25 protein-coding genes are annotated in these 20,602 nt (G+C 64.2%); 11 read left to right on the top strand and 14 right to left on the bottom strand.

The window, feature by feature from the left end; all coding sequences use genetic code 11:
• Nucleotides 1–73: 73 nt before the first annotated feature.
• The 3 genes from CXY81_RS14965 to mobF form a co-directional block, all read right to left on the bottom strand.
• Nucleotides 74–466, bottom strand: a complete 393-nt coding sequence (locus CXY81_RS14965) for a hypothetical protein (RefSeq protein WP_146067713.1) — start codon at nt 464–466, stop codon at nt 74–76.
• Nucleotides 467–633: 167 nt separating this feature from the next.
• Nucleotides 634–1,218, bottom strand: coding sequence for a chlorite dismutase family protein (locus CXY81_RS14970; RefSeq protein WP_104169295.1), 585 nt, complete (start codon nt 1,216–1,218; stop codon nt 634–636).
• 694 nt (nt 1,219–1,912) lie between these two features.
• A complete protein-coding gene (mobF, locus tag CXY81_RS14975; RefSeq protein WP_104195321.1) occupies nt 1,913–5,677 on the bottom strand; it encodes a MobF family relaxase in 3,765 nt (1,254 codons plus the stop codon).
• Between the two features lie 77 nt (nt 5,678–5,754).
• Between mobF and CXY81_RS16470 the strand changes: the two genes are divergently transcribed.
• From CXY81_RS16470 to CXY81_RS14995, 4 genes are all read left to right on the top strand, one after another.
• Nucleotides 5,755–6,357 (top strand): hypothetical protein, encoded by a 603-nt coding sequence (locus tag CXY81_RS16470; protein WP_158252080.1) that lies wholly within the window; start codon nt 5,755–5,757, stop codon nt 6,355–6,357.
• A 393-nt stretch (nt 6,358–6,750) separates the two neighbouring features.
• On the top strand, nt 6,751–7,500 hold the full coding sequence (locus tag CXY81_RS14985) for an SDR family NAD(P)-dependent oxidoreductase (RefSeq protein ID WP_199183074.1): 750 nt from the start codon (nt 6,751–6,753) through the stop codon (nt 7,498–7,500).
• Between the two features lie 849 nt (nt 7,501–8,349).
• Nucleotides 8,350–8,514, top strand: a complete 165-nt coding sequence (locus CXY81_RS16755) for a hypothetical protein (protein ID WP_199180835.1) — start codon at nt 8,350–8,352, stop codon at nt 8,512–8,514.
• A gap of 772 nt (nt 8,515–9,286) precedes the next feature.
• On the top strand, nt 9,287–10,066 hold the full coding sequence (locus tag CXY81_RS14995; protein ID WP_104169311.1) for a hypothetical protein: 780 nt from the start codon (nt 9,287–9,289) through the stop codon (nt 10,064–10,066).
• Here the strand turns inward: CXY81_RS14995 and CXY81_RS15000 are convergent.
• The 3 genes from CXY81_RS15000 to CXY81_RS15010 all read right to left on the bottom strand — a co-directional run bounded on the left by CXY81_RS15000 (nt 10,063) and on the right by CXY81_RS15010 (nt 11,435).
• Nucleotides 10,063–10,641: a recombinase family protein gene (locus CXY81_RS15000; RefSeq protein WP_104195323.1), complete on the bottom strand. Its 579-nt coding sequence runs from the start codon at nt 10,639–10,641 to the stop codon at nt 10,063–10,065. The genes CXY81_RS14995 and CXY81_RS15000 overlap by 4 nt on opposite strands.
• Nucleotides 10,638–11,009: a Fic family protein gene (locus tag CXY81_RS17115; RefSeq protein ID WP_233194203.1), complete on the bottom strand. Its 372-nt coding sequence runs from the start codon at nt 11,007–11,009 to the stop codon at nt 10,638–10,640. The genes CXY81_RS15000 and CXY81_RS17115 overlap by 4 nt, the downstream gene beginning before the upstream one ends.
• Nucleotides 11,010–11,237: 228 nt before the next feature.
• The gene (locus CXY81_RS15010) at nt 11,238–11,435 is read right to left on the bottom strand and encodes an antitoxin VbhA family protein (RefSeq protein WP_104169309.1); all 198 of its coding nucleotides are present in this window, start codon (nt 11,433–11,435) and stop codon (nt 11,238–11,240) included.
• A gap of 186 nt (nt 11,436–11,621) precedes the next feature.
• Here CXY81_RS15010 and CXY81_RS15015 point away from each other — a divergent pair, with 186 nt between their 5' ends.
• From CXY81_RS15015 to CXY81_RS15020, 3 genes are all read left to right on the top strand, one after another.
• On the top strand, nt 11,622–11,825 hold the full coding sequence (locus CXY81_RS15015) for a hypothetical protein (protein ID WP_104169308.1): 204 nt from the start codon (nt 11,622–11,624) through the stop codon (nt 11,823–11,825).
• A complete protein-coding gene (locus CXY81_RS16475) occupies nt 11,822–11,992 on the top strand; it encodes a hypothetical protein (RefSeq protein WP_158252081.1) in 171 nt (56 codons plus the stop codon). The genes CXY81_RS15015 and CXY81_RS16475 overlap by 4 nt, the downstream gene beginning before the upstream one ends.
• 142 nt (nt 11,993–12,134) lie before the next feature.
• On the top strand, nt 12,135–12,629 hold the full coding sequence (locus tag CXY81_RS15020) for a DUF305 domain-containing protein (protein ID WP_104169307.1): 495 nt from the start codon (nt 12,135–12,137) through the stop codon (nt 12,627–12,629).
• A 121-nt stretch (nt 12,630–12,750) separates the two neighbouring features.
• On the opposite strand, the gene CXY81_RS17595 is transcribed toward CXY81_RS15020, so the two are convergent.
• The 4 genes from CXY81_RS17595 to CXY81_RS15040 all read right to left on the bottom strand — a co-directional run bounded on the left by CXY81_RS17595 (nt 12,751) and on the right by CXY81_RS15040 (nt 16,510).
• The gene (locus CXY81_RS17595; RefSeq protein ID WP_104169306.1) at nt 12,751–13,068 is read right to left on the bottom strand and encodes a phosphatase PAP2 family protein; all 318 of its coding nucleotides are present in this window, start codon (nt 13,066–13,068) and stop codon (nt 12,751–12,753) included.
• A 582-nt stretch (nt 13,069–13,650) separates the two neighbouring features.
• The gene (locus CXY81_RS15030) at nt 13,651–14,010 is read right to left on the bottom strand and encodes a hypothetical protein (RefSeq protein ID WP_158252082.1); all 360 of its coding nucleotides are present in this window, start codon (nt 14,008–14,010) and stop codon (nt 13,651–13,653) included.
• Nucleotides 14,011–14,152: 142 nt separating this feature from the next.
• Nucleotides 14,153–15,400, bottom strand: a complete 1,248-nt coding sequence (locus CXY81_RS15035) for an NAD(P)/FAD-dependent oxidoreductase (RefSeq protein WP_104169304.1) — start codon at nt 15,398–15,400, stop codon at nt 14,153–14,155.
• A gap of 231 nt (nt 15,401–15,631) precedes the next feature.
• Entirely contained in the window at nt 15,632–16,510 is an 879-nt protein-coding gene (locus tag CXY81_RS15040) for an SDR family oxidoreductase (protein WP_092325317.1), read from the bottom strand.
• Nucleotides 16,511–16,585: 75 nt separating this feature from the next.
• On the opposite strand from CXY81_RS15040, the gene CXY81_RS15045 reads away from it, so the two are divergent.
• The gene (locus CXY81_RS15045; RefSeq protein ID WP_104169303.1) at nt 16,586–16,852 is read left to right on the top strand and encodes a Rho termination factor N-terminal domain-containing protein; all 267 of its coding nucleotides are present in this window, start codon (nt 16,586–16,588) and stop codon (nt 16,850–16,852) included.
• 601 nt (nt 16,853–17,453) lie between these two features.
• On the opposite strand, the gene CXY81_RS15055 is transcribed toward CXY81_RS15045, so the two are convergent.
• The 3 genes from CXY81_RS15055 to CXY81_RS17600 form a co-directional block, all read right to left on the bottom strand.
• Complete coding sequence (locus tag CXY81_RS15055) at nt 17,454–18,029, bottom strand: hypothetical protein (protein WP_104131160.1); 576 nt, start codon at nt 18,027–18,029, stop codon at nt 17,454–17,456.
• Nucleotides 18,030–18,038: 9 nt separating this feature from the next.
• Nucleotides 18,039–18,221 carry a hypothetical protein gene (locus CXY81_RS15060; RefSeq protein ID WP_104131159.1) on the bottom strand — a complete coding sequence of 61 codons (183 nt, stop codon included), beginning with the start codon at nt 18,219–18,221 and terminating at the stop codon, nt 18,039–18,041.
• 176 nt (nt 18,222–18,397) lie between these two features.
• Nucleotides 18,398–18,775: a hypothetical protein gene (locus tag CXY81_RS17600; RefSeq protein ID WP_158252083.1), complete on the bottom strand. Its 378-nt coding sequence runs from the start codon at nt 18,773–18,775 to the stop codon at nt 18,398–18,400.
• A 109-nt stretch (nt 18,776–18,884) separates the two neighbouring features.
• Here CXY81_RS17600 and CXY81_RS16485 point away from each other — a divergent pair, with 109 nt between their 5' ends.
• Nucleotides 18,885–19,283 carry a hypothetical protein gene (locus CXY81_RS16485; protein ID WP_146069011.1) on the top strand — a complete coding sequence of 133 codons (399 nt, stop codon included), beginning with the start codon at nt 18,885–18,887 and terminating at the stop codon, nt 19,281–19,283.
• A 100-nt stretch (nt 19,284–19,383) separates the two neighbouring features.
• Nucleotides 19,384–19,608 carry a hypothetical protein gene (locus tag CXY81_RS15070; protein WP_146067715.1) on the top strand — a complete coding sequence of 75 codons (225 nt, stop codon included), beginning with the start codon at nt 19,384–19,386 and terminating at the stop codon, nt 19,606–19,608.
• 142 nt (nt 19,609–19,750) lie between these two features.
• Here CXY81_RS15070 and CXY81_RS16490 read toward each other — a convergent pair whose 3' ends face one another.
• Nucleotides 19,751–20,179 (bottom strand): PRC-barrel domain-containing protein, encoded by a 429-nt coding sequence (locus CXY81_RS16490; protein WP_104169299.1) that lies wholly within the window; start codon nt 20,177–20,179, stop codon nt 19,751–19,753.
• Between CXY81_RS16490 and CXY81_RS17605 the strand changes: the two genes are divergently transcribed.
• The gene (locus CXY81_RS17605; protein WP_158252084.1) at nt 20,141–20,572 is read left to right on the top strand and encodes a GNAT family N-acetyltransferase; all 432 of its coding nucleotides are present in this window, start codon (nt 20,141–20,143) and stop codon (nt 20,570–20,572) included. The genes CXY81_RS16490 and CXY81_RS17605 overlap by 39 nt on opposite strands.
• The last annotated feature ends 30 nt before the right edge of the window (nt 20,573–20,602 follow it).

The following is a 20,602-nucleotide window of genomic DNA, read 5'->3' on the forward strand; positions in this document are numbered from 1 at the left end:
ATCACGGGCAACGGCCCCATTGTCTCCCCGCTGCAATCGGTGACCGGCGCGCACTCGCACCACAATGAAACGCCTAGCCCGCGGCGACGTAGGACCGCGCCGCGGCCATGACCTCCCGGGAACGTCCCTCCGAGAGAGCTTCGACCGGCGAAGCATCGCCCAGGTCCGGGTTCATACCCATAAACCACGCCCTGGCAACGTCAGGCGAACAAACCGAACAGAGGATCTCGAGCACCTGAAATGTGTCTCTGAGAAGCTTTTCACTCGCACGCGGCGGCCGCACCGTTGCATGTGTCCAGCGAGCAAGCGTGCGGGCGTTCTTACCCGAGATTACCCCAAGGAGCACCTGGCCCAGCTGCGCTTGTAACACCGCTGCGATCTCAGCAACGCTCAGACCCACGGAGCGTTTATGTGCCGCGCGATCAGCGCCGGAACGAGAACCATCCCCGGCTGACATATCGCTCATGACCTGAGGCTACCAGTTTGCGGGTGTTATGTCGGGTCATTTGTTGGGCAATATGACCGATCATGTGTATTATGTCAGTAAGTAGTGCATCTAATGCAGAGTAGCCGAGCAGGAACCTGCTATTCGGCTCATCATCTGGGGTTAACTGACGGGCATCGGGGCGCTCGTCACTGCAAACCGAGCGACAAGCGCACCTCGACCTCGCGTTCGACGAAGATCCATTCCTCGGTGCTCCGCAACTCATCAAGCAGCTCGTCGAAATCCGCGACACTTTCGGGCGCGTACTCAAACCAGGTCAAAAAATCGAACGGCCCACCCCCATCACGGCTGTGATGGAGCCGCCGGGCCACAGCTGGCAGCGAGTTCATGGAACGTCGGATATGGTGGCTGGTTTCCTCGAAAATCTGCCGGCGTTCGTCTTGGGCCAGTTCCCACCACTCCTTTGACTTGGTGATGGGGATAAAGGAGGCGACGGTCGCGCCGGGTCGGCCCAGAGCCGGTGACCGCGCCGTCAGCTCGGCCAGTTCGGCAGCGGTCGTGTAACGCTGATGACTAACGGTGCCGCGCAGGGTCCACCCCGGGGTATCCGTGGCCGATGACCCCGACAACCATGATTCATCCCCTGCCGCTCCTTCACGAATCAGCAGACGCGCGGCGGCGGGGAGCCCGTCACCGGTCACCGCGATGATGCGATCAATACGCCACTGGCCAACATCGCCTGCAGTGAAAGTGACGGGTAGGGCGTCGGTCATTGGAACTCCTGACGGTATCGGTGACTTCGACGCTAACATCGACCCGAGAACCGCCCCAGCAGGCTCTGATAGCGTGCGATCAGGCATCCTCAGGTACGGGCACTCATTCGTCTTACTGGACCCTGCCCCCTGCAGGGCCATCACGCCGGCCGCACTTCCGCATCGACCCTACACTCCCGACACGCCAGAAGGATGGCCGCCGCCTGGGCCAGGTCGACCGTGTAGCGGTCGCGGAACATCTGCCTTCAGCGGCGAAGCGCGCCCACTTTTGACGCCTGGTGCTCTCGGTCGCGACGTCGCCGAGCTGCTGCGGCCAATCGGGCACGAAACCGGTCCAAGAACCACGGAAAAGCACCACTGTCCCTAAGAATGAACTGGTCGGAGCAGACCTCGCCCGGCATCCAGGTCAGCTGCTACGGGTCTTGGGCGTTGGCCGCGTTGGGGTGTCGCTATCCGTGTACTCGCCTGCAGCGTCCCCGTCAGTGGCGGCCGGCTTGCCAGCTGGGGTCGTCGTGTCGGTTTCAGGTTCCTTGTCGGTGTATTCGCCGTCGGATCCGGGGCTGGGTTTCATGGGAGCTTCCTTCTGAGAGAGTCGTCAATTACGGTATCTTGCCGACTGTTTAATCACAATGAACATTTCGTCTACCGTTCGCGGCCGTCATCGCGGCCGCGCTGGTCTTCGGTTCCTGTGGCCTTATCGCCGCGGATGGCCGGCCGTGCCTTCACGGTCAGGCCGGCAGCACGCTGCGCTTCCCGCTGCCGGTCGGCCGTCGTCCGGTTCGCGGCACGCATCACCTCGAGCGCGGTGAGCGGCTTCTGCCGGCCCGCCTCGGGCCTCGGGCGTGCTCGGCGCGGTAGCCTGAGACTGCATCTTCTCTAGGGCCGTCACTCGGGCCGCGAGCTCCGCACCAACATTGCGCTCACGGTAAGCCTCAGGGATGGCCAGCGTTTGTGCCGGGTCGACCTTGTACCGGTCACGGAACACGTCGATTTCAGCTGCGAGCAGCACCCACTCCTGACGCCGGGCGCTCTCGGTCGGGACGTCGCCAAGCTGCTGCGCCCAGGCGGGCTGTTCCGCGGCGATCGCCGTGCCGCGTTCCTCGAGGCGGACGGCGAGGTACTCGTACCGCTCCGCCAAGTGGTCCCGCCACGCGGGGTCAGTACCGGCCGCGTCCAGCACCCGCCGATCTGCGATCCATGTCGGCATCCCCGGACGCTCGGCCGCTGTCGGCGTCTGGTCGGCGGGGGCTGTTTCGATGCGTCGTTCCATCCGGTGGGAGAGGACGGCGCCGACGTCGTCGGCGGTGCCGCGTTCTCGTTCGTTCCACAAGTCCCGCAGGACATTGGCCGGGTCAAGGCCCTGGGTTTCGGCGCGGGTGAGGGCTGCGGTGACGGCTCCCCAGCTCTCGGAACTGGTGAGCCTCCGGGCATCTTGCTCGTCGAGGGTGTGCCCCACGAGTTGGGTGAAGCGGACGGTGTTGGCGCGTTCGGCGACGTCACCGTATTGGTCGATGAGGGTGACCAGGTCATCGACTCGGGCTTGTTCGGCGCGGATGGTTTCTGTGGCGGAGAGCATCCCGTCGCTGTGGCCGGCGATGGTGGCCAGGACGTCGCTCATGGGTTGGGCATCTTCGGTCTCGACGTAGAGGTGGTTGGCTTCCTTGCCGCGGGTCATTCCGACGTAGACGAGTTCGCGGGAGGTGGAGGAGTCGGCGAGGACGTGGGCGGTGTCCGCGGTCATGCCCTGCGCCCGGTGAATGGTCGACGCGTAGCCGAGCTCGACGTTGTTCTGCACGTACTCGGCGGGGAGGGTGATGCGGCCACCGTGCCCGGCATGGGTGACAGTCAACGCCCCGTCAGCTTGCACCTTCCCCACCGTCCACACGTCACCGTTTTTGACCCGGTCGGTGCCGCGCCCGGTGCGGAGAGTGGCGTCGTTCAAGCGGGTCACGATCCGATCGCCCTGGTACGCGGCCAATCCGTCGCGGAGCTGTGAGGACTTCTTCCCGGAGACGAGGCCGGAACCCAGCCGGTACGCCTGCGCCCGGGTGTTGAGGTCGGTGACGGTCACATTCTGTTGGGCGAGCATAACGGCGTTCTTGCCGGCTTCGTCGTCGTGCTGCCAGGCGGCGAAGACGTGGTCGGTCATCCGGTCGATGCTGCCACCGGTAACCCGGTTGTTGTCCACGTACCAGCGGAACGGGTCCCCCACCGTGACCGGGTCGCGCAGCTGCCTGGTTGCTTCGGCCTCGGCCGGGGACGTGAACCGGTGGATCTCCTCGAGCTTGACGGACCCGACTTCGCGTTCCAGTAGGCGCAGCGCCCCGCCGGACTCGACGGCTGCGAGCTGCCGGTCGTCGCCGATCAGGCGCACGTGCGCGCCGTGACGCTCGGCAATGCTGGTGACCTTCGCGAGGTTGAGGGTGCCGGCCATGCCGGCCTCGTCGACGACGATGATGTCCCCCGCCCGCAGTTTCAGTTCTTCCGGGTGGCGACTGTCGGGGGTGGCGTCCCCGTGGGTGTCGTAGGCGCGGACGAAGGAGTGGATGGTGGCCGCCGGGACTTCGACGGCGTCGCGGAACACGGCGGCCGCCGTAGCCGAGGGTGCCAACCCGATCAGGCGGCCGCCGGCCTGCTCGGTGGCGCGGGCGGCCAGCGCGAGGGCGGTGGTCTTCCCGGCGCCGGCGGGCCCGGTCGCAACGACGAGGAGCGTGCCGGATGTCGTGAACTCGCGGGCCAGGGCCCGCTGCCCGGCATCCAACGGTCCGGTGTGCCGGGCTGCGGTGCGGTCGAACTCGGCCACCGTGATGGGGGCGATCGTGCGGGTGCGGCCGGCGTCCAACAACGTATCTTCGGCGGCGAGGAGGCTGGTGGAGGTGAAGAGCATACGGCCCTTGTGCTCGTAGATGCTGGACCCGTCCCGGCGGGTCAGGGGTTCGAAGGAACCGTGCGGAGCAGGCGGGGTCACCGCGATCGAGTCCGTCTCCAGAGCACGCCGCGTGATTAGCTCGACCGTTCCTACGGGGACCGGGCCGAGGCTGGTTTCCTTCTGGACCCAGCGACGGGCTTCGGCCTCGATCATGTGCGGCCCCCAGACCGCGTGATGCTCCGACACCGTCGCCACGACCTCGCGCGCAGCACGGTCCACATCCACCACACGCGGCTCCCCCGGCCGGCTGCCCAGGGCCGGCGCTGCGGCGCGGGCATCCTTGAGGAGGTTCGTGACGATGGCGGTGCCGACGCGTTCGGCGGCCTTCGTGGCCCACTCGGCGCGGAGGCCGGCGAGGGAACGGGCATGGGCTTTCGCGGGGCGAGTCTCCAGGGTGGCCTGCTGGGCGAGCTTGATCCGGGCGACCGCATCCGGGCTGCGCCCGTGAGTGGCCCGGTAATCCTTCTCAAGCTGACCGACGACCTTCTTGATGTCCGCCGACCGGGTCGAGAACACCCCGGTGAGGCGCTCATCGACACCGGCGATCTCGACCACGGGCCGCTTGCCCGGGGTGACCTCACGCAGCTCCGTGGTCAGGCCGAGGCGGGTGGTGACTTCGTCCATGACGCGTTGGTTATAGAACTCCGACGCGGCCACACCCTGACGGTGCAGGAGCTTGGAATCAATCGTGCGCCACTTCCCATCGACACCCTTGACCTTGTTCGCCACGACCAAGTGGTCGTGCAACTGCGGGTCACCATTCCGAGAGTCGTAGTGACGGAACCGCGTCGCCACCAGCCCACCCTCGACGTCGATCTGCGCGACCCCGTTCGTGCCCGCACGGGTCGCGATCGCTTCCCGCTCCAGGTACGACACAGTGTCCAGGATCGCGACCGCCTGCGCATCCTCGATCGTCTTCCGGGTGTCCTCGTCGCCGAGGCCCCAGAGCACGGACACGCTCTTCGCGGGCGAGAAGACCAGGTCGAAACCGGCGACAGCCTGCTGCGTCGGACGCGTCGCCGCCGTGATGAACCGGCCCAGCTCTTCCTTGTCCGCCGGCGGCCGGCCCTTCGCGTCGCGGAACGCCAGGTCACCCTCACGAGTGCGGATCGCACGCCGGTCGGCGACGTTCGGTTCGCGCACGTTCAGCTTCGTGAAGTCGGTGTAGCCGGCTGTGATCTTCGCGGACAGGTCCGTGCCGTCGGTGCTGTACCCGTAGTAGGAACGGCCGAGCTTGGCGGCCTTCGTGGCCTCCCCCACAGTCTTGCCCTGCGCCTGCGCGTCAGCAATGATTCGTTCGGCGTCCGGGTGCAAACCCTCACCGTAGAGGGCCTTCATCTGCTCCTCCGTAACGACCCCGGAGACGCCGAGTGCGGCCAGTCCCCCGCCGACCCAAACACCGGGAGGGTTGCCATCCTCGGTGTAGTAATCGCCCAGCTCACGGCCGCTCTCCCGCTTCGCATCACCGGTCGCGACCTCGTTGGTGTAGTACACATACCCGTCTCCCGCAGAGAGGATATGCATAGTCATCACCCGCTCACTTTACCTCGTCTATTACTAATGCCAGAGGTGTAACAAAACGAGAGACGAAGAATGAGGAACAGGGGTTGGCCACGATCGAAAAGATTGTGCGGTTTCGACGCGGAGACTGCAGGAGTGAGAAGGAGCTGTGGGGTACGAAAGGCGACGACGAACGGGCGGTCGATGTGGCGAAACCGAGAGGCTTGTGCACGTGGGCCGGGCCGCCCGATCTTGGGTGGCCCGGCTGCCCTGCGCCCATCGGGCGTGCCTGCATAATGGAGGTTCATACACTGAAAAGGATCATCATGGCCGACGTTCGCAAGTCCGCAAAGCAGACTGCCGCTCGCACTTGCGCGCGCGCGAAAGCAGCCGAGTTCCGTGCGAAGCAAGACAAGCTCGAACAACTCGCCACCGACTACTTTGTTGCCACCGACTCCCTCGAAGAAATCGAGGCGTCCGCACAGAAGGAAATGTCCGCGGTACGTGAGCGTGCAGCTAAACGGAGCGCGGCTGCACGGGCCAACGCTGACGCCGTGATCGCCTCCATGCTCGCACTCGGCACGCCTCGCGGTGAGGTCGCCGACCGTCTCGGGATCCCCACCCGCGACGTCAAGAAGCTCCGCACAAATGCGGAGGAAATTCGGCGGGAAGACACGAACGGGAGAGAGACGGTCTCGGCAGTTTCATAGGTCACAGTGGGCGGGAGACTCTGAAATCGGTCTGAATAGAAGAGAGTGCGTTCGCGAATATTCGGTACGATCCCGGTGCCCTACACACGGTTGACCGAGAGGGCGTCGGCGATGGTGAGGACTTCTTGGACGGATCGGCCGAGGTTGTTTAGTGTCCGGTGTCCAGACGCAGAGAATGTCGTCGGGTCCCCTCTGCATGGGACCACACATCGATAACGACAACACGGTGGCCTTCGCATAACCGACGTTGAGACCTATGCAGGTGAACGCGACCCGGTGCGCATACCCCTCGAGGCAGGACGAATCGAAATGAGCCCTCGTAGGCCTCGGTGAGCTGGCCCCGAGTAGGGTGGCGAGTGAATGGCTCAGGCAAGCAACGAGGGAGATAATTCGATGACTGATTTTCAGGGGAAAGTGGCACTCGTCACGGGCGGCGGTTCCGGCATCGGAGCGGCCATTTCACGAAAGCTGGCCGCGGCGGGCGCATCGGTCGTGGTCAGTGACCTCAGGCTCGACGCCGCGCTGAAGGTAGCCGAGGACATCACGGCGGCGGGGCACTCCGCCGCAGCAGTCGCGCAGGACACGACCGTTCCGACACAAGCGGATGCTGCCGTACAGTTCGCGATCGACACATACGGCGCACTTCACCTCGCGGTGAACAACGCGGGAATCGCCCCGGCCCCGGCCCCCGTCGGCGAACTCGACCTTTCCGATTGGGACAAGGTCATAAACGTCAATCTGAACGGCGTCCTCTACAGCCTGCGCTACGAAATCCCCGCCATCGAAAAATCGGGCGGTGGGTCCATCGTGAACGTCTCGTCCATCCTCGGCACCAACGGTGAACTCAACGCCTCATCGTACGTCGCAGCAAAACATGCCGTCGTCGGACTGACAAAGGCGGCCGCCCTCGAGTACGCAACCAAAGGCATCCGCATCAACGCCGTTGGCCCCGGTTACATCGACACTCCACTGCTCAGCACCCTGCCGAAAGAAACGTACGACGGACTCGTTGGCCTGCACCCAATCGGCCGGCTCGGAACGGCGGATGAGGTCGCCGACCTAGTCATATTCCTGCTGTCACAAAACGCTAGTTTCATCACCGGCAGCTACCACCTCGTCGATGGCGGGTACTCGGCGCGCTGACCACCGGCCCCACGAGTGGGCGGGACGCGCCAACGCTCCCGCCCACACTCCATTGGAGAGCCGCAGCGAGGAACCAGATGGAAGCAAGACTCTCCGGCCCCCACCACTGGACACCAGTACGCGCGCTGACGGCCATCAGGTCCGCGATAAGCCAGCCATGAAGTTGGTCACGCTCATAGCGCGACTGAGGACCGACCCCTGACGAAACCAACGCGGATTCCGCATGGTGGCGTTCGAACTATCAGGGTTGGTGGGCCGCAAACTGACGCGAACAGCGCCGACCATCCGGTTTTCCAGGACCAATCCTTCGGCAGGTGCAGCACGATCCGTCTGGCCGAGGTGGAGATCCGGGCCGAGATCTGGATGAGCTTGCGGCGGATGGTACCGCTGCCCGCTCTTCCCAAGTCACCCTAAGGTCGGGCGGAACATCGACCAAGTTCGACGAATTGTTCAACACGAAGGAGATTTAACGGTGAATCACAGTCATGAACCGTTTACGGCAGAAGACCTCGAAGTGCGTCCTCTTTCGGACCACGAGTGGCGTGTAGGTGACCGGCGGCAAAACGAGCGTTCACCCGAGAAGGTACTCGGGTACATCCACCGCTACGGTTCGACTTTCGAAGTCCTCAATATTGAGGTGCCGCACCAGAACCTCACGTTCGACCGTTTGGAATCAGCGATAGCGTCCTCCGCCGCGTAGCAGGACTCCAGCAATTAGAGCTCACGCCACTCAAATTTAGGCGCCGTGATCGGGATGAGGTGACCGAAAACTTTTCCGGTGCGTCCTCGGGATGTATGGTGACCCAGTAGAGACCAGTAGAAGCGCAGTGGACGAGGGAGAGTAGAACGATGAACATCCTGTTTGTAATTGTGGCCATTATTGCGATTGTGCTCTTGATCACCGGGGGCTTTGTGCAGTCCCTTAACTTTCTGCTATGGGTCGGCGTGGTGTTGTTGGTTCTCGCCGTGATCGCATTCCTGATTCGAATGGTTTCAGGACGTCGAAACGTGTAACGACCAACGAGACAGATCTGGGCCAATGCACGCAACAGCCGATCGTGCCGATGCTGGGTCACTTGGGAACCCTAACCGCACACACCCGCACCGCCAATAGGCCGCGGCGCTCCTGCTCAACGAACCGTCACGTTGCCCCCGTTGACACACAAGCGCAAAAACGCATCGCAGAGTCGTAGTTTCCGTCTCGCACGCCATGGATACCTAGACACGAGACAGTTAATCTCCAAGCTATGACGGCCAGCAGCGACTCTCGTAACTATGCGTTTCATCCATCGGGCGCGTCCGGGTACCCAGCCGCGCGACGAGACAGGTGAAGTCCTGCGCGATTGCCAGCCCGTGACAGTTGGCGTTTCTGATTTCGGTTGTCAGCGGGTTTGGATCTTGCAGAACGCCTGTGCCGTTTTCAAGTCCGCGTCGCGCTCGGCGATGGCGATCTCGTCGGCTATTTCGATCGGCTCGTCCAACCCTGCGTCGGTCGCACGCGTCCAATACGCCCAGCACGTTCCGGTGCCGCCGGCAGGGTGCCCGTGCTTGGAGGTGAAACGAACACCGAGGGGCTGCGTACCGTCAAAAAGAGTCACCGTATCTCTGAGCCACCCCGCGATCAAGGTAGCGAGCCAGCTTGCCTTTCGCCCAGTTCGAGCGGTGGCTTGAGACACGCCTTACCGAACTCAAACAGTGGCCAGACGTTCACCGTCCGATCGAGCAATTCGCCCGTTGGCACCACCTAAAGAATCTCCGCCGGAAACTTGATGCCGGTGCCGAAAACATGAACACGGCGACTCAATCGGCGAAGCAGGAGATCACCGAGGCCGGCAAGTTCCTGCGTTGGCTGCTCGAGGAACACGGTACCGTCGTTGCTGGACTTCGCCAGGCGCACGTCGATGAGTACCTCGCAGAGGGCACGAGCACACGAAAACACATCCGCAACTTTGTGCACTGGCTCAGTCCCGGACGGGCGCGTCAAAAGACGATCACCGCGCCGCACAGAGCCGCCAAATCCATCCCGATGCTCACCCAGGACCAGCGGATCGAGCTCGTGCGCAACTGCCTGGATTTCCAGCAGGTAGCCCTCTCCACCCGAGTTGCCGGGCTGATCTTCCTCCTCTTGGCGCACCCGCTGGTCAAGGTCGTGGCCCTCACTGTCGACCGTGTCGAGAGACCTCCAGACGGCATGATGATCAGGCTGGGCGTCAACCCCACATCGATCCCGGAGTTGATCGCACCCCTGTTCTGGGAACACCTCTCCAAGCGCGGCAACCAGCAGACCGCGAACACCGGCACCGAGTGGCTGTTCCCCGGCTTCCGTGCTGGCCAGCACATCCACCACAAGACTCTGGGTGACAGATTGCCGGTGCTCGGCATCGACCCTCAGAGAGCTAGGAACACAACGCTGCAGGACCTCGCCCGCCAGGTTGACGCCCGAACGCTCATCGACCTTCTCGGATACAGCGGCCCAATCATTGCCCAGCACGCAGCCCGCTCAGGGGCCCCGATGTCTGACTACATCGACCTGAAACGACAATCACACGATCGACCTGGCCGCTAAGTCAACCGCGCCGGCACGTTCTCAGGAGCACCCGTCAGCGCGCGGAGGACACTGGCACTTCCCACCTGCAGAGTGGCGGCGATCGTCTGCCAGGTGGCGCCGTCGGCGCGCATCTGCTGGGCGAAAGCGATCCGATCGGGCGTCATGACGGTGGGTCGGCCGCCGACGCGGCCGCGGGCCTTCGCAGCTGGGAGGCCTGCTGTTGTGCGCTCGGAAATGATGCGCCCGTTCATCTGCGCGAACGCCGCACAGATGTGGAAGAACAACTCCCCGCCGGCAGTAGTCGTGTCGAACGGTTCCGTTAACGAGCGGAACTGAATGTTCCGGCGGTGCAACTCCCCCACGATCATCACCAGGTCGGTCATCGAACGACCCAGCCGATCGGTGCTGTAGACCAGCAGCACATCGTCGGCGCGAAGGTACTTGAGGCAGTCATCCAGACCAGGCCGTGCGGCCTTCTCGCCCGACATTTTGTCCGTGAAGATCTGCTCGGCGCCGGCAGCGGTGAGGGCGTCCGTTTGCGAGTGCAGGTTCTGATCCTGCGTCGACACCCGCGTATATCCGACGACCGTCACGATCCGTCTCCAGCTCCAACGACCTGCTCGAACATCGCTACGAGACCAGAGAGGTCCTGCTGCTCCATCGCGTCCCGGCAGGCGTGGTCATTGACCTTGCCGGTCACCGGGCGCCAGTCGAGGAGGTAGCCCCCCTGCTCTGAGATCTGGGACCAGAAGATCCGCTGCGTGCGACCGTTGCCCTCTCGAAACGGATGCAGGTAGTTGACCTGGTCATAGTGGTAGGCCAGCCTGGCCACGAACTGACCCCTGCCCAACCCGCGCAGCCGCTTATGCTCTGCAAGCTCCCCGAAGGCGAAGCCAGCGCCGCTCTCCAGACGCGACACGGCCATGAAGAACTCGGCCGACGCGTCGGAGCCCTTGCGCATGTCGACGGTGCGCAGTTGTCCCGCCCATTGGTAGGCATCCTGAAAACCCGCCGATGAATCTCCGCCAACTGTCGAAGATCTCCCGTGATCCTCACCGGCCGCTCAGCCAGCTCAACGGCACGGAAGGTTGTGAGCTCCGCCTCCCTGGCGTCGAGGACACCCTTGCTCGTCGCACCAACGAGATTGCGAAGGATCCCGGTCTCGGGATCGAGATAAGGGTCCGCGAACTCAGGCAACGCCGTTGCGTGCACGCACGCGGCGGCCGAACTCATCGACGTCGATCGCTCCCCGCGCGTATTCGGCGGCATCGCTCTCGAAGGCGTGACTGACGCTGAGGCCTTCCATTTCACCGCTGTGAATCGCATCCTCGACCGCACGCTCCCGGGCAGCCTGCTCAGCCGCCCTTGCCGTCGATACGACGCTCATCCGTGCCTTCCTGAAGTCTCCTCCCAGCTTACCGGAACTGCTCAAAAACCGTGGCAGAGCGGTTTCGGCAGCTTTGATTTCGGCAACGAGTTTTGAGCAGGCCACTCCCCCACGATTCCGCGGCTCCCGTTCGGATCATCAGAGCTGCTCAGAAACGATCGTTTTCGCGCACACTGCACATGCAGGATGCGGCTGGAGGCCTATCCGACCGACCAGGTCGCGGGCAGGCTCGCCGACCTCTCCACGGTCTGGCTGACGGAGTACCGCGTGCCCGGCACGACGAAGGTCGACGACTACGACCTCGCCATGCTCCGCAGCGAGGGGTTCGCCGTCACAAAGACGTTCACCCTGCACAGCGATGTAGTCTACGAATTGAGGAGACAGCAGTGATCTGGTTGGTGATCGGGATCATCGTGGTCGCGCTGCTCGCGTTGATCGCGCTGGCGTGGCTTCTTCTGGTGCTCCTGCTCGAGGTCCGCGAGCGGGAGGCCGACCGCGGGATCGCCATCACCGACGACGCCGGTGCAACCTGGACCGTCCTCGCGGTGCACACATGAACGCCGCCTGGGCCATGCGATGGTCGGCGTGAACCAACCACCGGCCTGCAGAGGCTCCGAGCCCGGTGGGGTGGTCTGGATGCAGGCCCTGCGCGAGGCTGACTAACAGTGGAATTCGATTGCGACCAGAGGAGCTAGACCGATGTCCGATACACCGCACGTGCAGATGGCCGGCCGCGAGCATGGCGGGCATTCGCGGCCATACCTGCTGTTCTGGATCATGATGGCCCTGAGCTTCGTCGTTATGTACGCCGCCATGTTCACCATGATCGACGGGTGGGGCGACTTCCGGAACAACCTCAACATGTTCTACATGACGGTCACCATGTGGGCGCCCATGGGGATCATCATGCTGCTAGCCATGCGCAGTATGTACTCGAATAAGAAGGCCAACCTGGCGATGGTGGTGATATTCGCTATTCTCGCGGTCGGCTCGTTCGGGGCAACCCGCGCACAGGCACTCATCGACGACCGCCAGTTCATCGACTCCATGATCCCGCACCACTCCGGCGCCATCCTCATGTGCCGCGAAGCCGCCCTGAGCGACCCAGAGCTGGTCGCGCTTTGCGAGGAAATCAGCGGAGGGCAGCGCTCCGAGATTGAACAGATGGAGCAGATCCGAGACCGCCTGGACTAAATCGGGCTATCGCCCGCCGCGTTCGATCTCAACGGCGGGAGTGACGGCGGTGCTCTTCAATTGAGGTGACTTCGAGTACCCGGTTGAACAAGATAGTGCGGAAGTGGTCAGGGATGCTTCGTCACGAGATTGGGGTTTCCATTCTGGCTGGGACCTTTGATTTTGAGAGCAGTCGTGCTGGGAGTGATGGTGGGTGTCCTTGTGCATGAGCGGTGACCGTGGCGGAGACAAGCAGTGCCGTCGCGGCGCCAAGAATCGCGCCGGCGAGCACGTCCGTGGGCCAATGCACCAGCAAGTAGGTCCTGCTTAACGCCATGGTGACTACCCAGACCACGGCAAGGGCCCACGTCCACAGATGCGGGAATGCAATAGCAATGGCGACGGTAATAAGCGGCCGCTGTCGTGGTGTGGCCCGACGGAAAAGAGTTCGATCCGACATCCACTACTCCGTCGGGAGGTCGCGGGCGTGCGATCACGATTTTCAGCACCGTGGATAACCCTGATGCGAGAGCAACTGTAAGACCGATGGTGAGACTCTCGCGCCATCGCCGGGTGATCAGGAGCGCCACGACGATGGTGGTGGTCACCGCAGTCATGGAGAGGGTACCGCCGAACGTGTTGAGGAACTGCGCGGCAGCTTCGGCAGGGGCGATTCGATGCCCGGCCACCAGGTCGTGCCACCACATGTCCGGCGGGGTCGGACGACCCTGCCAGATAGATCGCATGGCGACTCCGCTCACCACGACGGCTGCCATGCCGAGCGCGCCGATGAACGCGCCGATGGGTGGCACTCCCCTGAATGCCCGAGGCGACCGACTCATAGTGTTGCTCTTTTCGAGGGGCTCTGTGCTGGCGCGAATGTGGGCTGGCTCGCGGGTGCGAGCCAGCCCACGGTCCCGCTTAGTCCTGGACGCCGTCCTCGACGACCACGCCGCCGACGTCGTCGCTGGTGTCTTCGACGCCATCGTCGTCGGTCTCGGCGTCGTTCGCGCCGTACGCGAAGGGCAGACCTGCTCCGCTCTCAGAACGCGATACAACCGTTCCACCGGCGTGCAGCCTCAGTTGGGTCGTCGCCGTACTCCGGCTCGACGGGGAAGTGGTCGTCGCGAAAGCACTGGATCTGCTCCGCAGCGATCCGGTACATATCGTCTTCGTCAGCACCCGGTGCGGACAGCCGGAGCGAATGAGCTCGTCGCTCAATGACGGCCGGCCAGAGATCACGCGCACCAACCTCGCCCATCACTTTCGACGCCACCAGCATCGAGTGGAACTCGAGCGAACGGCACAGCACATCGGCGAGGGTAACGAGGTCTCGATCCGATACCTTCACGAACACAGGCGGTTCAGGGCGAATTCGATCCACCATGAATCTGTCATCCATTGGCGAGCTTGGCTCGCCTGATTCCCCATCGCGCGCACCCATCGGTCTACTCAAACCCGTCGGTTGCCGTCTTGCAAGCCTCCAGGCGGATGTGATTGCGACCCACCGCCCGCGCAGCGAGCCGCGGCTCCCACGGAGCGGCTCATGCGGTGGCTTCGGCCAGCACGACGTCGAGCGGCACCGCCGGGTCGACGAGCCGGTCGACGTCGACGCGGGCGCGGGAGCGGATGAACTGCTGCACCTGCTCGTTGACGTCCCAGACGTTGACGTTCATCCCCGCGACGACCCGGTCGCCGGCGAGCCAGAACGCGATGAACTCGCGCCCGGGCACGTCGCCGCGGAACACCGGCTCGACGCCCGCCATCAGGGGGCCGTAGCCCGAGAACTCCATGCCCAGATCGTACTGGTCGGTGTAGAAGTAGGGCGGCTCGTCGAACTCGATCGCCTCCCCCGCCATCGACCGGCCCGCCGCCGGCCCCTGGTTCTCGGCCGTCGCCCAGTGCTCGGTGCGGAGGTGCTGGCCGAGGAACGGCTGGTAGACGCTCGCGACGTCGCCGACAGCGTAGACATCGTCGGCGCTCGTGCGGAACCCGGCATCCGTCGTGACTCCGTTCTCGACGTCGATGCCGGCCGCCTCGGCGAGCCCGGTTAGCGGGACGGCGCCGATGCCGACCACGACCGCGTCGGCCGGCACGACCTGATCGCCCTCGACCGCGACGCCGGTCGCCCGGCCGCCGTCGCCGACGATCCCCTCGACCTTCGTGGACAGGCGCAAGTCGACGCCGTGCTCGCGGTGCAACCGCGCGAACACCTCTCCTGCCGTCGACCCGATCGCCGCCTCGAGCGGCACCGCCCCGGGCGCAACGACCGCCACCTCATTGCCATACCCGCGCGCTGCGGCGGCGACCTCCAGCCCGATCCAGCCCGCCCCGATGAGCACGATGCGGCGACCGCCCGGCTCGAACAACTCGCGCAACGCGAGCGAGTCGTCGATCGTGCGCAGCACGTGCACGCCCTTGAGGTCGGCACCGGCGCCCGGCCACCGTCGCGGGGCAGAGCCGGTCGCGAGCAGGAGGCGGTCGTAGCCAAGGTTTCGGCCGTCGTCGAGCCGCACCCGGTGCGCCGACAGGTCGAGCGCCGTCGCGCGGATGCCGCGGAACACCTGGACCCGATGCTCGCCGTACCAGTCGGCGGGATGCACGTCGATGGCGTCGCGGGTGCCCGTGCCGATGAGGAACTCCTTCGACAGCGGCGGACGGATGTAGGGCATCGCGTCCTCGGCCGCGATGATGCGCACGGGTCCTTCGTAGCCCGCCGTGCGCGCGCCCTCGGCCGCCCGGGCCCCCGCGAGCCCGCCTCCGACGATTACGATGCCGTGCTCGGTGCTCATGTCAGCCGCTCCATTCCCCTTGCGCCGCACCGCGACTCGAACTCGCGGCGGAGGCGTGCGTCGCCTCGGAGGAACCCGGTGAGGCTCCTGGTCCTAGTTACGCTGCCCACGATACGTGGCCCACGCAGCGTTTGCACGCCAGCCTGGGCATGCCGTAGCCGCCGCCCCAACGGGGGCTCATGCGCTCGCCGCCACGTTGATCTGGATCAACACCGACTTATTCAACACGGCCTAGAGGCCCTTGCCGCCGGTGACCGGCAGGACCGCGCCGGAGATGTACGATCCCTCGTCGGAGGCGAGCAGCACGTAGGCAGGGGCGAGTTCCGCGGGCTGGCCGGCGCGGCCAAGTGGGGTGTCTTGCCCGAAGGTCGGCAGCTTTTCGGGCCAGCCGGTGGCGGGGATGAGCGGGGTCCAGATCGGTCCGGGCGCCACCGCGTTCACACGGATGCCCTTCGGGCCGAGTTGCTCGGCGAGTGCCTTCGTGAACGCGACCTGCGCCGCTTTTGTCATCGCGTAGTCGATGAGCGCCGAGGACGGGTTGAATGCCTGGATCGACGTGGTCGAGATGATCGACGCGCCGGGCTGGAGATGCGGGATCGCTGCCCCGGCGATCCACATCATCGAGTAAAGGTTGGTGCGGAAGACGCGGTCGAACTCCTCGGTCGGAATCGTCTCGAGCCCGTCCCGGTTCTTCTGGTACGCGGCGTTGAGCACGACGATGTCGAGACCGCCGAGCGCCTCCACCGTCTGGTCGACGACGCTACGGCAGAAGCCCTCCTCCTGCACGTCGCCCGGGATCGAGGCGGCCACGCGCCCGGCCTCGGTGACGAGGCGGAGGGTCTCGTCCGCGTCGTGCTGCTCCTCAGGCAGGTGGACGATCGCGACGTCGGCGCCCTCGCGCGCGAACGCGATCGCCACCGCCCGTCCAATGCCGGAGTCGCCCCCTGTGATGAGCGCGCGACGGCCCTCAAGTCGGCCCGAGCCCTGGTAGCTAGACTCGCCGTGGTCTGGCAACGGATCGGTTCGATCGGTGAGCCCGGGCTGCTCCTGTTCCTGCTTCGGGAAGCCGTCGGACTTGTAGCGGGAGCGGGGGTCGATGAGCGCAGCCATACCTCTAGCCACTCACTGATGGGATGCAAAATCAAGCCCCTTGCACGACCTTGACAACGGCGTAGCGTCGCAAACATGCCAGGTGAACGGAACAGAAGTCTCAAGAATCCAAAGCTCTACGAGGATCTCCGCGACGATGGGGCCAGCAAGGAGAAAGCCGCCCGCGTCAGCAACGCGGCCGCCCGCGACGGGCAGAAGGCGGTCTCGCGGCGCGGGGGCAAGGCTGGCGACTACGAGGATATGACCGTGCCCGAGTTGCGCAAACGCGCCAAAGAGTTCGGCCTGCACGGCTACTCCGGCAAGAACAAGTCCGACCTCATTAGCTCGCTGCGCAACCACTGATGAAGCGCAACGACGACGGGCCCTCGACCGACCACGCCCCGGAGACGGAGGAGGACACTGCCTCCGGCGGCCCCGCCGACCCGCCCGACGAAACTGACCCGCCCGACTAATCTTCAGGCGTGGTCAGTGCGTCCGTTCTTCAGGGATTCGGGCGTGGGACTGTGATTACGCCAGTGGGCGGGTTTGCGGGCTCTGACGAGTTGTCCGTCGGCTCATTGGTCACGCTGAGGCCCTCGGGCGAGTTCGCGGACATCATGAGCTGGTCGGTCCATGACCGGTTCACAGCAGGTCTGCGGCTGCCATCGAACCTGAACTGAATGAAGGTGTTGGGCGATAACCACACGGTGGTTCGTCCGCCACCTGTCGAGGCGTCGAACGTTAAGTTGAGTGCGAAAGCCTCGCCCCGTCGCAGCTTCGCTAGCGTAACAAGCTTGATGTGGGTGAGAGTGCGTTCGCCAATCGTGATCCGCTCGGGCGCAGGCCCGTAGATCAACTCACCCACACGGCCCCAGACCTCGCGGTGCATTAGATACTACAGGGCGGGTTCGAACTGCCGTTTCTCTGGTTCCCGTGTTTATGCCTGTCCACCTAGTGACAGCATTTAAGGTGGCGGGTCGCTTGTCGAGCCGGCGGAAGGGTGCCCTTCTTCCTCGGCGTCGCGTAGTTCCTCTTCGTCGATCGTAGGTACATCTGGATCCGGGTTGGGCGATTGCGGAGTGAAGTGCAGTTTCTGCATGTACGGAGTGGGTGCTTTCCGCCGGGCATCGGTGAACTCTTTCGAATAGTAGGCGCGGGCATCCGGCACGTCGCGATCACCAGAGATGAGGTCGTGCGCGAGGTTCAGGGCGAGCCGATTGGCTTCCTCGTCGTGGCAGGTGGCCGAGAGTTCGCCCATTGTGCGGCGCGCAACCACGCTGCCGTCGAATTGGGCGAGTGCGCTGAACAGGTCCGGGGCCACCCGGTAGTCGATGATCGATTCGACGGAGTCGTAGTGCGGTGCTGGAAACCGGTGTTCCCAGAATGCTTTCGTCGCCACGACCCGCTTCCACTCTCCTACCGCGAACCAGGTCAGCTGGGTAGCGGTCGACTCGTGCGGTTCACCGTACTTGTCGACAACCAACTGCGCGGCCTCCCGCGATTCGTCTGGCCAGTCGGCCAGTACTTCCGAACTGTGCATGAGTAGCTGCTATCCGTCGTTCACGATCGTGGCGTCCTCGTCGGGCTGGAGATCTTCGTCTGCCTCGACGAGACGATCTTGGTCGGGAACGCCTTTGACTCCGGTGGCGATGTCCCCGTCGCGAGTTGGTTCCTCGGTGATGGGGAAGTCGTCCTCGATGCCGCCAGGTGTGTTGATTGTCGGATCTGTCATCAGTACTTTCCTTCCGGGAGTGAGGCCAAGGCGTTCGCCTTGTTCCATAAAGCTCACGTCACGGCTGGCGCCCCGCAACCCGCTTGACCATTCGCTCTCGGCGAGTGGTCTCTGCGCGTGTCGGGTCCTGTCGAGGCTCGATCGACAGATCAGGTTTCGAACTGGCACCCATCGAATCACACGATCCGCGGCCCTGTACCGGCTCCTCGAGGCGGCTGCCCGGCATGACGGTCGGCTAGCCGGATGTCGGCAACCCCGTTGACTGCGCGGCAGCATCGTCGTAGACCGGAGGTGACGAAAGGATCGGGATGTCCGTGAAACTGAATCAGGAAGCCCTCTCCCACGCGAAGGGGTTGCTGCGTCGCGGCGAGATCACTCATGACGATCGGGACGACTGGAGCGAGCACGCTCCCAGCACCGATGAGAACAACACCTTCATCGACAAGCACGGGATGGCCGAGTACGCAAAATGGCATCTCGGCGAAGACACCGACCAGACCGAGGGCACCCGAGGTCGTTACCTGTTTCCTTACGGCGACTTCAAGAAGCTCCACCGGTGCGCCGTCATCTCTGGTGAAAGCCGAGCGGGCCAATATGACCATCCCACGATCAAGACCGCGCTCAAGAAGCTGCTTACTCGATCGACGAAAAGGCTCCCCAAAAGTGACCGTAGGGGTGCGCCCGGATACTGCCGAACCCGATCGGCAGTCGTCACCAGAGAACGTCTCCAGCCCGACTTCGGAGCTGCGGCGTATCGACTTCACGGGGGCCATCTGGTTCGCAGCCACCATCATCGCGACAACCGTGCCGCTGGGTGGGATGCTTGCTGCCGGATGGCATCCCAGCGACTCGACACCCGTGCTGGCCGTGGTGTGGTGGGTCGGTGCCACCGCCATCGTCGTTGGCATTGCCTCGTTGGCCTGGGCCGGGTGCCCCGTGTTGGGTTCCAGCCTGGAGGAAGCGGACCGTCAGAAGTCCTTCTGCATCCGCGCTGGAGTGGTCCTCTACCTCGGCGGGACGGGCGCCGCGATCTTTGCCCTTCTCATCAACCCGGGGGGATGATCCACCCATGACCACAGATCCCACCAGAATCAGAAGTCAGCCAGCTCTGACTACCTCGACCGGACGGATTTGGCTCATCGTCGGCGGCATCTTCACAGGCGTGTCTCTTGCAGTCCTGATGCCGATGACGCAGCTCCCACCGCCAGGCGTTGCGCTGACCGGCGCCATAGCGGTAGCCACTCTCTACATTGCGATGATCGTCGCTCGGATCGTCATCCCCGCCGGCCGGCGCCGGCTCATGCTCCTGGCCGCGGCAACGCTGACGATCGCGGCGACCGCGGTCGTCACCGCAACTGTCGTGGCGAGTGCGGCAACACTCGACTAGCCAGCGAGGTTTCGTCAAACATGGCGAAAGGCTCCGGTGATCGTGACCACTGGAGCCCTTCTGTGCGAATCGTGGTTTTCACCTCGTTCGCACTTTTGACGCTACGCCCGCCAACCCAGGGAAGCAACCCCCCGGTGGATGCCTAGCGGTAGTGCGGATAGTCGGGGTACCGATAGTCCGAACCCCAGAATGGCCCGTACCCGTAGTAGCCCAGAACGCCGCCGTAGGTGTCGCGTTCTCGGACCAGTTCCGGGTCGTAGGCAGGGGCGTCGGCGACGTTCTCGCGGGTCTGGCCGATCCGCACCTCGTCCTCCGTGATGGCGGTGATGGCGTCGACCGGGATGAGAGTCATGTCCTGGCCGATGCCCAGAAACCCTCCCGAGGCCACGTCGAGGAACCGCACCCGACGCTCAGTGCCGTCGATCAGCAGATCCTTGACCTTGCCGAGGTCGTCGCCGTTTCTATCTCTGACGTCACGTCCGCGAATGTCCTCCTCGCGGTCGGCAACCGTCTGATCGGTCTCACTGCGACCGTGTTCTCGATAGTCGGCTGGCGGCCTGCTCCTTCTTATACGAAGCCATCACAGCAGAGTGGCTTCATCCTCGTAGCCAGCGACATTCCAGGATCGGACCCGATCGGGTTTGCCCACGTCCTCGAAGTCCCTGGCAGCGGTCATCTCGAGCAGCTATCGGTCAGGCCGTCAGCGGCGCACCGCGGACATGGGCGCGCGCTCGTCGAAGCAGTCAAGAGCGAATCAAGACTGCGCGGATGCAAACGGGTCACCCTGCGAACGTTCGCGGACGTTCCATGGAACGCCCCCTTCTACTTGAGCTGTGGTTTTATCGAGCGTGGTCCCGATTCTGATTTTCTTCGAAATCTGTTAGTAGCGGAGCAACAGCGAGGACTTGGGTACGGCCCGCGTGTTCAAATGAACTTCGACCTGACTGATGAGTTGCCCCGATAACCGTTCCCCTTTCGGGACATCCCTCCGGAA

Source organism: Cryobacterium sp. M25 (genome assembly GCF_002929635.1).
GTDB lineage: Bacteria > Actinomycetota > Actinomycetes > Actinomycetales > Microbacteriaceae > Cryobacterium > Cryobacterium sandaracinum.

Bases quoted from the DNA above. Each gene is read 5' to 3' on its own strand.
- CXY81_RS14965 (WP_146067713.1), bottom strand. From the start codon at position 466: ATGAGCGATATGTCAGCCGGGGATGGTTCTCGTTCCGGCGCTGATCGC.
- CXY81_RS14970 (WP_104169295.1), bottom strand. From the start codon at position 1,218: ATGACCGACGCCCTACCCGTCACTTTCACTGCAGGCGATGTTGGCCAG.
- mobF (WP_104195321.1), bottom strand. From the start codon at position 5,677: ATGACTATGCATATCCTCTCTGCGGGAGACGGGTATGTGTACTACACC.
- CXY81_RS14985 (WP_199183074.1), top strand. From the start codon at position 6,751: ATGACTGATTTTCAGGGGAAAGTGGCACTCGTCACGGGCGGCGGTTCC.
- CXY81_RS16755 (WP_199180835.1), top strand. From the start codon at position 8,350: ATGAACATCCTGTTTGTAATTGTGGCCATTATTGCGATTGTGCTCTTG.
- CXY81_RS14995 (WP_104169311.1), top strand. From the start codon at position 9,287: ATGAACACGGCGACTCAATCGGCGAAGCAGGAGATCACCGAGGCCGGC.
- CXY81_RS17115 (WP_233194203.1), bottom strand. From the start codon at position 11,009: ATGCGCAAGGGCTCCGACGCGTCGGCCGAGTTCTTCATGGCCGTGTCG.
- CXY81_RS15010 (WP_104169309.1), bottom strand. From the start codon at position 11,435: ATGAGCGTCGTATCGACGGCAAGGGCGGCTGAGCAGGCTGCCCGGGAG.
- CXY81_RS15015 (WP_104169308.1), top strand. From the start codon at position 11,622: ATGCGGCTGGAGGCCTATCCGACCGACCAGGTCGCGGGCAGGCTCGCC.
- CXY81_RS15020 (WP_104169307.1), top strand. From the start codon at position 12,135: ATGTCCGATACACCGCACGTGCAGATGGCCGGCCGCGAGCATGGCGGG.
- CXY81_RS17595 (WP_104169306.1), bottom strand. From the start codon at position 13,068: ATGTCGGATCGAACTCTTTTCCGTCGGGCCACACCACGACAGCGGCCG.
- CXY81_RS15030 (WP_158252082.1), bottom strand. From the start codon at position 14,010: ATGGATGACAGATTCATGGTGGATCGAATTCGCCCTGAACCGCCTGTG.
- CXY81_RS15035 (WP_104169304.1), bottom strand. From the start codon at position 15,400: ATGAGCACCGAGCACGGCATCGTAATCGTCGGAGGCGGGCTCGCGGGG.
- CXY81_RS15040 (WP_092325317.1), bottom strand. From the start codon at position 16,510: ATGGCTGCGCTCATCGACCCCCGCTCCCGCTACAAGTCCGACGGCTTC.
- CXY81_RS15045 (WP_104169303.1), top strand. From the start codon at position 16,586: ATGCCAGGTGAACGGAACAGAAGTCTCAAGAATCCAAAGCTCTACGAG.
- CXY81_RS15055 (WP_104131160.1), bottom strand. From the start codon at position 18,029: ATGCACAGTTCGGAAGTACTGGCCGACTGGCCAGACGAATCGCGGGAG.
- CXY81_RS15060 (WP_104131159.1), bottom strand. From the start codon at position 18,221: ATGACAGATCCGACAATCAACACACCTGGCGGCATCGAGGACGACTTC.